Source organism: Wolbachia endosymbiont (group A) of Hylaeus communis, assembly GCF_947251915.1.
Taxonomy (GTDB): domain Bacteria; phylum Pseudomonadota; class Alphaproteobacteria; order Rickettsiales; family Anaplasmataceae; genus Wolbachia; species Wolbachia pipientis.
In genome coordinates this window covers 896,684-912,435 of record NZ_OX366396.1, presented here as the reverse complement: position 1 = coordinate 912,435, position 15,752 = coordinate 896,684, and the positions used below count along the sequence as shown (strand labels likewise).

At 35.2% G+C, this 15,752-nt stretch carries 11 protein-coding genes and 5 pseudogenes; 10 read left to right on the top strand and 6 right to left on the bottom strand.

Annotated elements, in window-relative coordinates; genetic code table 11:
* The first annotated feature begins 76 nt into the window (after positions 1–76).
* The 7 genes and pseudogenes from OPR52_RS04585 to fumC all read left to right on the top strand — a co-directional run bounded on the left by OPR52_RS04585 (position 77) and on the right by fumC (position 9,613).
* A complete protein-coding gene (locus OPR52_RS04585) occupies positions 77–1,555 on the top strand; it encodes a cytoplasmic incompatibility factor CifA (protein WP_320109376.1) in 1,479 nt (492 codons plus the stop codon).
* Positions 1,556–2,531: 976 nt separating this feature from the next.
* Positions 2,532–3,584, top strand: a pseudogene (locus tag OPR52_RS07695) (Ulp1 family isopeptidase); the annotation flags it as partial.
* Between the two features lie 1,187 nt (positions 3,585–4,771).
* The gene (locus OPR52_RS04575) at positions 4,772–6,109 is read left to right on the top strand and encodes a hypothetical protein (RefSeq protein ID WP_265037841.1); all 1,338 of its coding nucleotides are present in this window, start codon (positions 4,772–4,774) and stop codon (positions 6,107–6,109) included.
* A gap of 179 nt (positions 6,110–6,288) precedes the next feature.
* Positions 6,289–6,471, top strand: coding sequence for a hypothetical protein (locus tag OPR52_RS04570; RefSeq protein ID WP_265037839.1), 183 nt, complete (start codon positions 6,289–6,291; stop codon positions 6,469–6,471).
* A gap of 24 nt (positions 6,472–6,495) precedes the next feature.
* Complete coding sequence (locus tag OPR52_RS04565) at positions 6,496–7,005, top strand: hypothetical protein (RefSeq protein WP_265037837.1); 510 nt, start codon at positions 6,496–6,498, stop codon at positions 7,003–7,005.
* Positions 7,006–7,209: 204 nt separating this feature from the next.
* Positions 7,210–8,069 (top strand): IS630 family transposase gene (locus OPR52_RS04560; RefSeq protein ID WP_265037751.1). Its coding sequence is split into 2 segments (ribosomal slippage): positions 7,210–7,534 and positions 7,534–8,069, totalling 861 coding nucleotides; the frame shifts between segments, so codons are not numbered across the junction.
* A gap of 149 nt (positions 8,070–8,218) precedes the next feature.
* Positions 8,219–9,613: a class II fumarate hydratase gene (gene fumC / locus OPR52_RS04555; RefSeq protein ID WP_265037835.1), complete on the top strand. Its 1,395-nt coding sequence runs from the start codon at positions 8,219–8,221 to the stop codon at positions 9,611–9,613.
* On the opposite strand, the pseudogene OPR52_RS04550 reads toward fumC, so the two are convergent.
* A pseudogene (locus tag OPR52_RS04550) lies at positions 9,604–9,735 on the bottom strand (Rpn family recombination-promoting nuclease/putative transposase); the annotation flags it as partial. The gene fumC and the pseudogene OPR52_RS04550 sit on opposite strands and share 10 nt — an antisense overlap.
* Positions 9,736–9,822: 87 nt before the next feature.
* Between OPR52_RS04550 and OPR52_RS04545 the strand changes: the two are divergent.
* Positions 9,823–10,408: pseudogene (locus tag OPR52_RS04545) on the top strand (DUF6444 domain-containing protein); the annotation flags it as partial.
* A 7-nt stretch (positions 10,409–10,415) separates the two neighbouring features.
* Here the strand turns inward: OPR52_RS04545 and OPR52_RS04540 are convergent.
* The 5 genes and pseudogenes from OPR52_RS04540 to OPR52_RS04520 all read right to left on the bottom strand — a co-directional run bounded on the left by OPR52_RS04540 (position 10,416) and on the right by OPR52_RS04520 (position 14,426).
* Positions 10,416–11,795 (bottom strand): annotated as a pseudogene (locus tag OPR52_RS04540) (IS4 family transposase).
* A gap of 54 nt (positions 11,796–11,849) precedes the next feature.
* A pseudogene (locus OPR52_RS04535) lies at positions 11,850–12,462 on the bottom strand (DUF6444 domain-containing protein); the annotation flags it as partial.
* 64 nt (positions 12,463–12,526) lie between these two features.
* Positions 12,527–12,700, bottom strand: a complete 174-nt coding sequence (locus OPR52_RS04530; RefSeq protein WP_264722855.1) for a hypothetical protein — start codon at positions 12,698–12,700, stop codon at positions 12,527–12,529.
* An 11-nt stretch (positions 12,701–12,711) separates the two neighbouring features.
* The gene (gene ltrA, locus OPR52_RS04525) at positions 12,712–14,013 is read right to left on the bottom strand and encodes a group II intron reverse transcriptase/maturase (protein WP_265037833.1); all 1,302 of its coding nucleotides are present in this window, start codon (positions 14,011–14,013) and stop codon (positions 12,712–12,714) included.
* Positions 13,998–14,426 carry a hypothetical protein gene (locus OPR52_RS04520; RefSeq protein ID WP_264722787.1) on the bottom strand — a complete coding sequence of 143 codons (429 nt, stop codon included), beginning with the start codon at positions 14,424–14,426 and terminating at the stop codon, positions 13,998–14,000. Before OPR52_RS04520 ends, ltrA begins: the two co-directional genes overlap by 16 nt.
* Before the next feature lie 313 nt (positions 14,427–14,739).
* Here OPR52_RS04520 and OPR52_RS04515 point away from each other — a divergent pair, with 313 nt between their 5' ends.
* Positions 14,740–15,465 carry a F0F1 ATP synthase subunit A gene (locus OPR52_RS04515; protein WP_022626288.1) on the top strand — a complete coding sequence of 242 codons (726 nt, stop codon included), beginning with the start codon at positions 14,740–14,742 and terminating at the stop codon, positions 15,463–15,465.
* Positions 15,466–15,524: 59 nt separating this feature from the next.
* Entirely contained in the window at positions 15,525–15,752 is a 228-nt protein-coding gene (locus OPR52_RS04510) for a F0F1 ATP synthase subunit C (protein ID WP_006014985.1), read from the top strand.

The window sequence follows — 15,752 nt, the reverse complement described above, 5'->3', positions numbered from 1 at the left end:
TAATGCCTTTTTTACATGACACTGTTAATACTTAATAGGGGGGATAATGTCAACACAGAAAGAGCTTCGGGCTACGATGTCCAAAAAATTACAGGAAGCTATTAAACATCCAGATCCAGCAGTTGTTGCCGGGAGGAAGTCAGCTATCAAGAGATGGGTGGGAGTCCTTCAAGATAACTTTATGGAGCACATAAAATACTTTAAGGGTGATAAGTTGAAGTTTTTGCACAATGTATTTCAAGATGAAGGTTGCTGGTCAGGTGTAAGGTTGGATAATGCTGCTTTAGGTCAAAGGTTTACTGAAGAAAAAATAGGTGGAATAGATAATCCACTTCGCAAATATGAGATGGCTTGTAGTTACTGTGTAGTGGATAAAATTCATCCTCTCTTTCAAAAAAGATTTGAATCTTATAGGAACAAGTTTCCTCCTGGTGCATTTGATGGTAAAACTGAAACTGAATTTGGCAAATACGTACGAAACTCGTTACTAGATAGCATAAAGAGGAAAGGTCCTGTATTTGATTTCTGGATCGATAGAGAATCTGGGGAATTAAAGAAGTATGATGCAGTAGAAGGTTTTGACAGTGCTGTAAAACTTAAGTGGAGTGAAGGAGTAGAGTATTTTTATAATCTGTTGAAAGAAGAAGATAAAGAAAAGAAGCTCACAGAAGCTATTCTTGCTCTATCTCGCGTTCAATCTGTTGAGAAAGATGCTCCTATTTTAGATTTTTGTGTAAATAAGATAGTCGATAAAGATACTCTTTTACAGAAATTATTGCAGAAAGATAAGGGAGTATATGCTCTTCTTGCTGAATTAATAGAGTCATGTTTTTTTGATACAGTTCATGATTTGGTAAAGTGCTGGTGCTATAAAGACGTTTCAGCAGGAGGAGACCATTCAGACAAAATATTCTCACAGCGAGAGTATGAACTTCTTCTTTCATCACTCTCAGATGTAATGTTGAAAAATTCTGAGTCAAGTGTTCAAGCTAGATCTCTTATTATGAAGATTTGGGAATGTGATCACTTTTATAAACACAAGAAGGCTGCCGTTAATACTTCTAATTATACAGTTCATGTAAGTGGTATGCTTGCAGGATTAATAGTCAATTGGAGACGAGAAGACATTTATAAGACTGATGAAGAAAAAGAAATAGAGAAAAAAGAAATATTAGATATGATGTCATTTGCCAAAGATTGCTTTCCTGAAAAGTTTGAACTTTTTAAAGAAGTCATGATAGAAAACCTTAGATTATGTGGTAGAGAAGGTAAAAGAGTAAATGTAGATTACGGTCTGTTTGCAGAAGAGTTATTCTCTGAGTTAGAGAAAACAACTCTACCTCTTGGTCCTGTAGGTGATGGTCCTTGGAATAATTTACGGTCACGATCTAAAGCTCATGGTAGTAAGGAAACAACTTTGCCAGTTGATGATGGTCCGCAGTCTGAGCTTGGAACTCCTAGTGTAAGTGGTGTTTCTTCTTATAAGAAAAAAGCGTCTTTACGCTTAGTGGTAACAAGTAATCCACTTATGAACTCTTGGTGTTTCTGGTCGTAGTAAATAAGGGGTATTTTGTATGAGTAATGGTGATGGACTTATTAGGAGTTTGGTGGATGGAGATCTTGAAGGATTCAGACAAGGATTTGAATCTTTTTTAGATCAATGTCCATCTTTCTTGTATCATGTAAGTACAGGTCGTTTCCTTCCTGTATTCTTTTTTAGTATGTTTGCTACTGCACATGATGCTAATATCTTAAATGCAAATGAGAGAGTCTATTTTTGTTTTGATAACCATGGTGTTAATCCACGTAATGGTGAAAATCGAAATACGGCAAACCTAAAAGTTGCTGTTTATCGTGACGGACAGCAAGTTGTCAGATGCTACAGTATTTCTGATCGTCCTAATAGTGATGGGTTGAGGTTCAGTACAAGGGAGAGAAATGCTCTAGTACAAGAGATTAGACGGCAAAATCCAAATTTAAGGGAAGAAGACCTAGATTTTGAGCAATACAAAGTATGCACGCACGGAAAGGGCAAGAGTCAGGGAGAGGCAATTGCAACGGTATTCGAGGTAATTCGTGCAAAAGATCGTCAAGGTAGGGATAAATTTGCCAAATATTCAGCATCTGAAATCAATCTTATTAGACTGCTCTTAGAAGATCACAGACTAACAATTAAGGAAATAGCAGGAAGACAACTCAGTCAAAATCAGCGTAGACAACTTGGTAACTTGGTCAATTTTGCGCAAGTAGCACAGGGTCAACAAGGAATTGATAATTTTATGGAAATGCTAGCGAGTGATAGAAGACAAGATGTAAGAGATAGAATGTACGAAGAAATTGTCCCATACATAGCTCGCATCTATCATAATTACAGGCAGGAACTGGAATATAATATTGAAAATCGCATTCAAAAATTTGAGAGTCACGGGTTTTTATTAGGTTTCTTAGCAAATTTTAGTCATCGCTACACAATAGGCATCGAGCTTGATTTATCTCCTAGAAACTCACATGTTGCATTTTTTGTACGTCACCAAGCAGAAAAAGCACAGGTAATAGAAACATTCAAGTCAATAAGGATAGGTGGTACTCCTACAGCACAAGTAATATTACAACAAATAAATGCTATCCTTCGTAGAAACAACGCTCGTGAGATAGAAGATGTGCATGATCTACTTGCACTAGACTTTGCAACAGATAATCAAAATGATCGTTATTGGCTACAAACTCATGACATGTTTTTCGCTGCACAACAATATACTTTCTATGATGATCGATCTAATCCAACTAATAATCGTCATGATTTTACAATAACTTCAGTAGGAGTCGATGGAAATCAAAATGATCCAACAGGTAGGGGCTTATTAAGTAGTCACATAGCTAACTTTAAACAAAAAGTAGATTCGGGTGAAAAAGATAGATTAATTGCTATTATTAATGTAGGTAATCATCATTGGGTTACATTAGTTATTGTACACCAAAATGGAAATTATTATGGGTATTATGCTGATTCACTTGCTCCAGATAGTCGTATTGACAATAATATTCGAGGAGCTTTAAGAGAATGTGATATTAACGATGGTAATGTCCATAATGTTTCCGTTCATCAGCAAACAGATGGCCATAATTGTGGCATATGGGTATACGAAAATGCTAGGGATATTAACCAAGCTATTGATCAAGCTTTACAGGGAAATAATAACTTTGGAGAGAAAGGTGAGGGTATTATAGGTTATATACGTGGTCTTCTTAGTGTAGGCATTGGAAATGACACTAGACAATCTCAAAGAAATGAACAACACTTTAAAAATCGGAGAAGAAATATTTCACAATTATTCCAAAATGATCCTCTATCTTCTCCTAGGGGTAGACTGATTCAAGATCATCCAGGAATTCAACATGAAATTGATCCATTACTATTACAATTTTTAGGACTCCAATACCCACAGCGTGGAGGTGGAGGAGCATTACAATTAGGCGGAGAAAGAGTGATATCAATTGATTTGGGTAACCCGCAGTCTGCATTAGATAAAATTGATGGAGTGAGTAGAGTTTATAACCATAGCAATAGTAGAGGTAGTAGGTAGAAGTTAATAGGTGGATGAAGTTTTCTTTACTCTATATTTACGCATTGGTTGTAATCGGTCTTCTAGGTTGTTTCTGCATATTTTATCTTACTATTACCCACAAATATAAATGTTTGTTGCGTAGCTCTTAATGGCATAACTTTTGCTTGAAATAACTGTTTATATGGTGCAATTTACAGCTTTTAGTTGCTAAAATTATAACTCTTAGTTTAATAATTTTAATCCAATAAGCTTTCAGGTTAATAAAATTAAATTATTTGAGTAAATACAATACTATGTTTTTATTTGTGGGTAATAGTAAGATATTTTATGGTGGTGTTTATTAACAATAATATAGAAGACTATTATTAAGACTCTTGTCCGTAAAGCACCTTCATTTGCTCCTCTCATGAGAGTGATATTTCCTTCAAATCAGCTAGTTTTAGATGCTGAGGTTGTGTGCCGTTTAAAATGGCTTCCTTAATTTTGGGTATCAAATAATTTAAACGTAAGACCCATTGTAAAAGATAAGATTTAATTTGAAAGAAAAATTGATGTGGTTAAAACTTGACCTTGCGCAGTATAGGAATATTTTTTATAAAAAGAACAATATCGATTTGAAATGTAAAATTATCATAAATTTTTCTTTTTATTCTCAAATGAATTACTATTAATTCAGTAAACTATATTATTAATATCTCAAGTAAATCAACCATTTTCAGCGCTCAAAACCAAGTGCGGTGAGAACAAGTTTTTTTGGTATGGATTGGACTACCAAACGATACATACGAACTTTTTTATATGGTAGTTTCATTATACGCTAAAACTAACCACATTAGCCCATTTCACCCACATCTACATACGAACTATTTTGCCTAAGCTTATGAAAATAATTTAAATCTTCTATTTTTATAATCTTATTTTTACGCGGCTTGTTCTCACAAATATACGACCCTTTTTGCAATCTTAGGAAGAGTCAATAATTCAAATTTTTGTGGCACTAAAATAGGAATTTCTTTAGTTACAGCAAGGTCTATTTTTTCGTAAGTAAAAGTGTTTTACAATTAATTATTAGAATGAAAATATCATACTTGGCTCTCAAGAAATTTCCTGTTGTGCAGTGGTAAGGTTTGGAGAAAAAGATTGGCTTGGCAACGATAATTTACTAGACTAAAGTTTATATTAAAATACAAAATGGGGTTGCGGGTATGGAATCTGGTTTGGATCACAATTACAATAAAATACTTGATATATTAAAAGGTGCTATTAAAGGCGACGATAATCAAGTTAAAGCAAGAAAACATCTTAGAGTAGAAAGATGGTTGAGGGTTTATATTCAATTAATTGAAGATTTTGATGAGGAAAAACTAATTTTTTTTTCTGATATATTCTCTGATAATTCTTGTTGGGATGGAGTAAGATTAAAAAATGAAATTGTTGGTGAAAGGTTAACTGAAGAAAAAAATAAAAATGGAAAAGAGAATCCATTAAACATTTCTAAAAGATATTACTTAGCATGTAAATATTGTCTAGAAGATAAGATTCCTGGATTATTTGAACAAGTATTTATGAGATTTAAGAGAAGTGCCTTTGAAGAAGATGGATCTGATGATGATCTGAGAAGAGAATTGTTGGAAAATATCGAAGAAACTAGACCTATAGAAGCTTTCTGGTCTTTTCTTATTGATAAGCAGATTGGAAAACTAAACGAATATAAATCAGTTGAAGGTTTGCAAAAATCCATACAGATAAATTCTAATAAAAACTGGGAAGAAGGTATAGAGTTCTTCTATAATAAATTGCACAATGATTCCAGTATTTCTAGTCAAGATAAAAATAATTTGTTAATTGAAGCAGCTTTATCTGCAGTAAAGGGTTACAAAGAAGTAGACACCATAGAGTTTTGCCTGTCTAAAATGGATGATGAGCAAAAGAAAAAATTACTAGATAGAGATTATAAGGAAAATACTTATTATGCAGTGTTGAATGTGCTAGTAGGTCAGTATTACTTTGATTCTTTTATGGAATTAAGCCGATTGTGTAGTCAGATTGAATGTGAACGTTACACAACTTTTTTATCTTCATTATCAGATCAAGTACTGAAGAATCCAGATCTGTCTGAAGAAACAAAAAAATGTATGATGAATGTTTGGGAACGTATAATAAAATTAAAAACTCAAGACCGCGGGGAGCAATCTATTTCCTCTATTTTTGTAGACTATTCAGTTACATATACAATAGCAAATTTAATTGTGGATCCAAGTACACAAGGGGTAAGTAAAGAAGAAATATTAGGGAAGATATTAAAGCACGTAAAAGAAATGAGTGGTGAAGGGATGATAAAGGTTAAAGATTCTGTATTAAGTAAAATTCAGTTATTTCATGGGGGTAAAAAATTGCAATTAGGAGAACAAGTATTTTCTAAATTAGCTCAAGAAGCTTCTAAAGAATCAATTTTGTGTGAAGCTGGTGATACTTTGCCACAGTCAAGTCTCAGTACGACTGATAACCCATATAATATAAAATCTTTAGGCCATAGCAAATAGGAGAGTAATATGCCAAGCAATGTCAAGCCGCTTGAGTTGGTACAGCTTCTGTTAATGAGAAATAAATCAAAAGACGAGTTCCTAGATTTTCACAAAAGGTTCCAATCGTTTATCAATCAATCTCCTTCTTTTTTGCATTCAGTTGGAAAGCCAGGCTTTTTCCCTAGTTTCTTTTTGGTATGTTTGCTACTGTATTAGACACAGAACTTGCTACTAAAATTGGTATCAAAAAACTTCATTTTCGTTTTGATGATAATAGAACTTTAAAAATAGCTATATTAACTAATGAGGGACTTAAGTGTATAACGGTGTCTGATCAAGTTGATGGTAACATGCATCTAAAGTTCTCTCAAGGAGAGTGAGAAAAAATAGCACAGAAATGGAAAATGGGAGCAGAGTTTGATAAACTAGAAAAAGAAGAGCATGAAATAACAATTACAGGAAAAGAAGTAAAGTACGGAAATGTTGATCCAGCTTTTAGTAAAAAGACTGATTATTCACAAAAAGGTTTTACAGAAATAGAAAAAGATCGTGACCAACAAGACCTAGAGAGCTTAATTTCAAAATTGAGTAATCAAGATTTCGAAGAAGTAAAAAAGAACGCTAGAAGAATGTTTAATTATATTACAAATGTCTATAAGAAATATGAAAAAGAAACTCTATTTAGCGGTAAAGAATCAAGTCATCATGGGTTTTTAGCTGGGTTTTTGATAAATTTTAAGTATCGTTTTCACCTAAAACTTTATCTCGAATTATTTGCTGGAAAAGGTTACGCAGACATTATTTTACTTGTGCGCGGTTCTGATAAGTCGCTAAGCTCTATTCCTATTATTATTGAGCTTAAAGCAGGTACTGGTGAGATAAGTACAGTGATAAAAGCATTGAAGCAAGCATAAGATTATGTTAAGGGCTCTTTTTCTAACTCTATAAGAATGATTACTATAGCTAATGAAGCTATTTGTGTAGGATTAAATTTTGACATGGTTCATCACGAAAATGTTAAAATTGATGTAGAAAATTTTCTTAGTCGAGAAGGTATAGCTCTTTCCATAAAAGTCCGGATGTGATAGGATAAGGGTAGATGATGATAAGGAGGTTGAATGCCAGCAGCATATAGTTATGATTTAAGAAAAAAAGCAATGGAAGCGCTAGACGAAGGAGAAAGCAGAGAAACAGTGGCAGCAAGATTTAAGATTGGACGAACTACTTTATGGGAGTGGCAGCAAAGAAGAAAAGAAACAGGAGACTTTCAATCAAAAAAACTTGGAAATGGGGGTTACAATCACAAAATTACCGACTGGGATACCTTTGCCAAATTTGCCAGAGAACACGGAGGAAAGACTCTATCGGAAATGGCTAAACTTTGGAACAACGTTAGTATCCAAACGATCTATCGAGCCCTTAAAAAAATTGAATTTACGCGCAAAAAAAGACATATGGATACAAGGAAAGAAACGAAGAAAAACGTGCTGAATTTTTGAAAATTATAGCGACAAAAGAACCTAAAAACTTAGTGTATATAGATGAGTCTGGCATTGATAACACCGAAGACTACCCCTACGGATATTGCCAGAAAGGACAGCGGTTTTATGCCTTAAAATCTGGAAAGAAAACTCAACGAATCAGTATGGTTGCAGCCTTAAGTGGAAGAAAGATAGTTGTTCCGTTAACCTTTGAAGGCCACTGTAATATGGATGTTTTTAATGGATGGTTTGAGCAATTTTTGACACCGATCTTGGAACCTGGACAGACTGTCATTCTTGACAATGCTACTTTTCATAAGTCTGATAAGATTATCGAGCTTGCTAAAGGGGTTGGTGCAGAAATTTTGTATCTGCCGCCTTATTCTCCAGATTTCAACAAAATTGAGCATCATTGGTTTGCTATAAAAAACAGAGCCAGGAAAAACATTCCTCTATTCGAATCCTTTCGTCGTGCTGTTGATTCTGCCTTCCTATGACCTGTTCGGACTATTATGAGAAATGCTATACCTGAAAATTGCAATGTTCGTACACTTGACTACTTGGATCTAGTATGATTTAATTAACCAAGAAGTAGGCATGAAAAAATTATGTAGTGAACCAGTTTGCATAACACCAGGAGGAAAATATGGATAGAAAGACGAGAATAGAATCAGACAGCTTAGGGGAAGTAAAAGTACCAAGTGAACATTACTGGGGAGCGCAGACTCAGCGTTCTTTAGAAAATTTTAAGATTGGCACAGAAAAAATGCCAGAGCCTCTGATTAAAGCATTAGCAATAGTAAAACTTGCAGCAGCACATGTTAACATGAAGCAGGGTAGCATAGATAATAAGGTAGGGGACGCAATCTGCGCAGCCGCAAAGGAAGTAATAGATGGCAAATTTAATAATGAATTTCCGCTTGTTGTTTGGCAAACCGGATCCGGAACGCAGACTAATATGAATATGAATGAAGTGATCAGCAATCGCGCAATAGAGATTTTAGGTGGTAATTTGGGTAGTAAATCTCCGATACATCCAAATGATCATGTGAATTATGGTCAGTCGTCAAATGACACCTTTCCAACAGCAATGCATATAGCAGCAGCAGACCAGATAAACCGCTTGCTTATTCCAAATCTTGAAAAATTGCATAAGGTGCTGGATAATAAGGTTCAGGAATTTAAAGATATAATAAAAGTAGGACGTACTCATCTGCAAGATGCAACGCCCCTAACACTAGGACAGGAGTTCTCTGGCTATGCAGTCCAGATTAAAAAGGGGATAGAGAGAGTAAAATCAACTTTAAGTGATATATATGAGCTTGCACAAGGTGGCACTGCGGTTGGCACGGGACTCAATACTAAAAAGGGTTTTGCTGAAGATTTTGCAAAGCAAGTTGCAGGAATTACTAACCTTCCATTTACTTCAGCAGGCAATAAATTTGAAGCGCTAGCAGCAAATGATGCTTTAGTTGAGCTCAGTGGAACACTCAATACAGTAGCAGTCAGTTTAATGAAAATTGCAAATGATATAAGGTTGCTTGGTTCTGGTCCAAGATGCGGAATTGGGGAAATAATGTTACCGGAAAATGAGCCTGGTTCTTCAATTATGCCAGGTAAAGTGAATCCAACTCAGTGTGAAGCGGTGACTATGGTATGCACTCAAGTTATGGGAAATCATGTTGCTGTAACCATTAGTGGTTCAAACGGTCATTTTGAATTGAATGTGTTTAAGCCAGTGATAATTTACAATGTTTTGCAGTCTATAAGACTTTTAGCTGACGCAAGTTTAAATTTTACAGAAAAATGTGTAATTGGTATTAAAGCAAATGAAGAGAGGATAAAAGATTTACTGAATCAGTCGTTGATGTTGGTCACTATATTAAATACGCATATAGGGTACGACAATGCAGCAAAAATAGCGAAGCTTGCTTATAAAGAAAATATCACTCTAAAAGAAGCAGCAGCAAAACTTCAACTGCTCACTGAGGAAGAGTTTGAAAGGATAGTGAAACCAGAAGAAATGGTAAATTATTTGTAACCGCTCACACTTAATTCTTCAATCTCACTAATAGAAAGGCCAGTAAACTTGACAATAGTGTTAACATCAACATTATTAGCTAGCATTGTTTTTGTAACTTCAATTTTCCCTTCCTCTTTACCAATTTTTTGTATCCGTTCAGCGGAGTGGTAGAATAAGGTAGACAAAGCAAGATAATAAAGATAATCATAGAGCAAAAGTGAGGTAATGTGGTAAACCTTTTAGAACTTTGCAAAAATTTGCAGCAAAAAATAGAAAAACTGAAAGCAGAGATAGAAAACTTAAAAGCAGAAAATAAAGCTTTAAAGATAGAGAACGCTGAATTAAAGGAAAGGCTCGGTTTAAATTCAAAAAACTCATCCCTGCCCAGCTCAAAAGAGCTATACAAAATAAAAAAGGACAAGCCAAAAAGCGAAAGGAATGTTGGCGATCAGGTTGGGCATAAAGGAAATTTTCATGCCACAATGGAAGCGGATAAAGTAGTAAAAATAGAGTTGCCTAATATTTGCGAATGCGGAGGAGAGTTTGTAATATGCGAAAAACCTTATGTTCACCAAAAAGTTGATCTTCCGGAAATTAGGCCTTATGTAGTAATTGGAACATGGTCGTTGTTGGAGATGCAGAAAAAGAAAAAGTAGCAAGTTACCAGAAGGTGTTACGCCAGATACATTTGGTCCAAGGGTTAAGTCTATAATTGCAGCACTCAGGGGATTTTACAAAAACTCAAAGCGTGAAGTGGCTAGTACCATAAATGACATTTTTAATTTGAACATAAGTGTTGGCAGCATATCAAATCTTACTATTACCCACAAATATGAGGTTCGTGAGCAAGTCGCCATCCTTCTGCTAAATCAAAGAGACGTTTATATCCTTTCCAAAGAGTAATTGGTCCTGGTTTTGGGTCATTTTTTCTTGCTAAATGGCCTCCAAGTTCACGAAACGGCTTCTTTTATAGTAGGGGCTATATTTGGACATGGTTTCCTGTGTATTTTAACATATAAAACTTTCCATTCTTCCTCAGCTAATAAGGCAGTACATGGTAATGTTGGGTTAGTTCTTGCAATTGATGTAATAAAGAAAATTCTCCAAGCAATAATGCTCATGACTGTTAAATACCTCATTAATCTTTCTGCTGTTCCAAGTCTACATTCCTCAACTTTGAGACCAGATTTTAAAATCTTATGCAATATCTCTATTTTCCATCTCAAACAATACCAACTAACTTTTTCAACAGCTTCTTCAAAAGTACTGACCGGAAAAAAGCATCCACTCTAGAGGACTTGCTTCGGGAGGAGAGTTTTTTTCAACAACATGAATTGCGTGAAGTTGTAGACTCTGTCGGTTTATATCTTATGTGACCTTCTTTACATTTTATATGGCCTTCATGTGATAAATTTTCCGAATCTAATTTCTAAAAACGCTGTCCTTTTTTGCTTGTTATCTCTAGCAGGGATTTCAACTTCTACTTTTCCAGCGCAAGGGAGGCCTTGGATAAATGACCATAATTTTTGCTTGTTCCTGGTATGCATGAATTTTTTATTTACATTTCTGTTGTGGCGAGCTCTTACTAAAATTGCTGAGTTAAGATTATGTGCAAGTTCAAAAAAATCATGCATATCTGCTTCTCTGTCACATACAGTTATAGCTTCGGTTTGGGCCAGATCTATAATATTATTTGTTTTCTTTAAACTTTCTAGCCATTTCATACTTTCTTTATCCTCAATATGAACGTTGTTACGATGGCTCTTTAGTCTTTTTTCTTCTTCAGAAATGAGTTGCCTCGAGTAAATCTTTTGATCCAGTATTCCCAGCTTCCGTACTAACAGCAAGGGCTGTATGCATTACTGCTCCTTTTCCAGCAATAGTTCCCAATCCGCTTATGGCTTGAGTATGAAATATAAGTTGTATCTTGAATCACAAGAATTCTTTTATGAGCTTTTGTTCTCTCAACTGTTTTATCAATGTGTGAAGCTAGAATATCGACTTCTTTTACGTTCTCATTTTGAAAAAAACGTTATGCTGCTTTTGCTTCTGACCAACTTCCGCATGCCTCATTAATTGAGCTTTCAGGTAAACTTATCAAACTATCAGCAATCTTTACTAATCGGTCAGTTAATCTTTTATCTCCAAGTACAGCATCTCCAAATTCATTTTTAGCCCATTCATTACTCTCGTTTGCCATTTTTATACCCTCAATATTTGCAAACTCTAATATTGTAATACTTTATTTATAAGTACATTTATATTTGTGGGTAATAGTAAGATTTGATATGCTGCCAACACTTATGTTCAAATTAAAAATGTCATTTATGATACTAGCCACTTCACGCTTTGAGTTTTTGTAAAATCCCCTGAGTGCTGCAATTATAGACTTAACCCTTGGACCAAATGTATCTGGCGTAACACCTTCTGGTAACTTGCTACTTTTTCTTTTTCTGCATCTCCAACAACGACCATGTTCCAATTACTACATAAGGCCTAATTTCCGGAAGATCAACTTTTTGGTGAACATAAGGTTTTTCGCATATTACAAACTCTCCTCCGCATTCGCAAATATTAGGCAACTCTATTTTTACTACTTTATCCGCTTCCATTGTGGCATGAAAATTTCCTTTATGCCCAACCTGATCGCCAACATTCCTTTCGCTTTTTGGCTTGTCCTTTTTTATTTTGTATAGCTCTTTTGAGCTGGGCAGGGATGAGTTTTTTGAATTTAAACCGAGCCTTTCCTTTAATTCAGCGTTCTCTATCTTTAAAGCTTTATTTTCTGCTTTTAAGTTTTCTATCTCTGCTTTCAGTTTTTCTATTTTTTGCTGCAAATTTTTGCAAAGTTCTAAAAGGTTTACCACATTAGTTATCTAAGTGAGGAAAGTCACCTCTCCCCACTCGACTTCGAAACCGGACTTGTGACTTTCACCACATCCGGCTTCTCTCTAACTTGGTGTTTGTCATACACACTCCTATGTAAATAATGTTCGGTAGAAGCTGTAGCTTTACTCCTCTCGTTTGAGTTTTATTACTACAACTCCCCCTAAAGAACCGTGCTTGCAGATTTCCCGCACACGGCTCATCAATATTAGTTTTCACAGTCGTCCCTCTTATGCATATAAAGAAAAATGTATTTTTGGCTTTGGTAATGGATTTACTTCTACGTAGTGTACAAACTGTTCCCAGGTCATACTCTTTTTCTGACTACGCCGATTTATCCATTTAAATGCTAGCTTTCTTACTGATGTGTAAAATTGTTTCAAACACCAATAATTTCCGCTAATACCAAAGTAGTTATAGTGTCCTGTTAATTTAGCCTTCAGTACTTGCCACCAATCTTTAAGTCGAATACTTCCGCGGACTATTTTCAACCACTCCTTGATTTCTTTTAGTTTTCTGGCTAGATTTAACTTAGAGGTTTTATGTCCCATCATTAATCTACCACGACGACTTTTTGCACCATAGTGCGTAAACCCCAGAAAATTGAAACTTTCCGTCCTTCGTTTCTCTCTTATCGCTCGTTGCCACTCCCTCTTGCCAAACTTTACTACTCTGGTCTTGTTTTCAGATACTTCCAACCCAAATTTATTTAGCCTTTGTTTCAGTAATTCCAGAAATTCTTCCGCGTCTACCTTACTTTCGCAACAAACCACAAAATCATCGCAAAACCTTATTTGTTGTATATATCCTCTGGATCTTGATTTAAATTTCTTTTCTATCCATAAATCCAACACATAATGTAAGTATATATTTGCTAATACAGGACTTACTATACCGCCTTGTGGTGTACCTTGTTTTGTTGCTTCATAATTTCCAGCTTCGACTATCCCTGCCTTGAGAAACCGCTTTACTAACCACAGCAAATTTGGGTCAGTTATTCGTTCCCTTAGACACCTCATTAGCCATTTATGCTGTATATTATCGTAGAACTTCTTGATATCCACTTCTACAATGTAGTTTATTGGCTTGTACTTAACTGCTTTATCTAGTGCATTTACCGCTTGATGACAGTTTCTTCCAGGTCGAAATCCATATGAGCTGTCCAGAAAGTTTGCCTCGTAAATATTTTCTAATATCTTCTTCAGCATAATCTGTACTAATTTATCCTCGGTCGATGGTATTCCGAGTCCGCGTTTCTCTTTACTTCCAGCTTTCGGTATATATACCCTCTTTACTGGTTGTGGTTGATATTGCTTCCTCTTCATACTTTCTACTAGCACTTCGAGTTTCTCATTCAGATTTTCTCCGTATGATTCCACTGTTATCTGGTCTACTCCACAAGCCTTGTTACGCTTCAGTTCTTTATAACATCTCGCAAGATTCTCTGTATTTATCAGATGGACTAACGATGTGAATTTTAGTCGCTTATCTTGCTTTGCTCTTACTGCTATCTGGTTTAGTTTATATCGCATGTTATTCCTACCTCCGTTGTATTGGCATAGCAATCCCTATTCCAGTTACTATATTGCTGATCGCTTCCCCTTGTACGTGGCTTTCCCACATTCTGAGTACTATCAATCAGTCCGACTTCCCCTGCATCTTCCGCTAGTTCTTGCCTTTGTTGACTTGTTCCAACGTACCTTAATAGGAATGCATGGGATCTCCCAAGTTCACTTGAAGTCCATTTCAATACATGGCACGGTCTCAGATCCCGATAGAGTGAGTGATAACTTGCCTTTACGTTATCCTTCATGCTGTCTTCCATGGCCATGAACATGTCGACCTCTATGTCTTCAGGTATTTCGGGACTCCACTCCTTCACTTCCGTTGTGCCCTGCATTGTCCATCCCACTAGCTCTATTACACTCGTTACCTCATGCAACATAGTGGTCTGCTCCAAACTTTTGGCTAGACTTTGTTTGTGTTGGATTTTCACCAACTGTTCTCCAAGCACTTCTTGGCGCACCATTATATACCTCACTAAAAATTAAATTATAATTAAAATAAGATGTTAAGTTAAATAATTTAATAAGATTAGTAAATTTTAAAATACAGAGCTGACTGTAATTAACACTCTAATTACATATTTTGTTAATGTATCAATGTTATAATAACACAGAGCCTTATCTTAACCCTTGACTTTGTCCTATAAAATTCATACTTTATTTACTGTTATAGTTCAAGTACATAGGGTCAAAATGGCGTTAAATCCGCTAGAGCAATTTAAAGTATATACAATAATAGAGTTACCTAGGTTATTTGGGTATGACGTAAGCTTTACCAATTCATCTTTTTTCACGATGATTTCGGTGATATTGATGATACTCTTTTTGCTTTTTGGAATAAAGAAGGGGTCAGTAATACCAGGATATTTGCAAGCTGCAGTTGAGTATGTATATGATTTTGTTATTTCAATAATAGAAAATAACACTGGAAGCAAAGGCTTGCAGCACATTCCATTGATATTCACAGTATTTATTTTCATTTTATCGTGTAATTTAGTTGGTGTTCTTCCTTATAGTTTCACGGTCACAAGTCATGTGATAGTCACCTTCGCTTTATCGATGGTGGTTTTTATTTATATAACGATTGTTGGATTTAAAGAAAGGGGAGTAGAATTTTTACGCATATTGCTACCAAAAGGAACTCCTTCGTGGCTTGCACCTATAATAATTATTATTAAGTTGTTTGCTTATTTAGTAAGGCCGGTTAGCCTATCAATAAGGCTTGCAGCAAATATGATTGCTGGTCATACAATCATCAAAGTGATAGCAGGGTTTATTGTAAATATGAACATATTTTTCACTCCTGCGCCGTTTTTGTTCATAATTGCATTGATAGGATTTGAAGTATTTGTTGCAATTTTACAAGCTTATATATTTACTATATTAACATGTGTATATTTGTCAGATGCAGTAAAGTAATTGACTTCCTTGTAGAATATTTTACAATTATATTATAAAGAAATAATTAAAGGTAATATATGGATTTAGTAGCTTTAAAATTTATAGCAATTGGTTTAGCTGTGTTTGGAATGCTCGGTGCTGGTTTAGGTATAGCTAATATCTTCTCTGCTATGTTAAATGGGATTGCGAGAAACCCTGAATCAGAAGGTAAAATGAAAAGTTATGTTTATATTGGTGCTGCCATGGTTGAAATCATGGGATTGCTTGCGTTTGTACTTGCAATGTTATTAATATTTGCTGCTTAA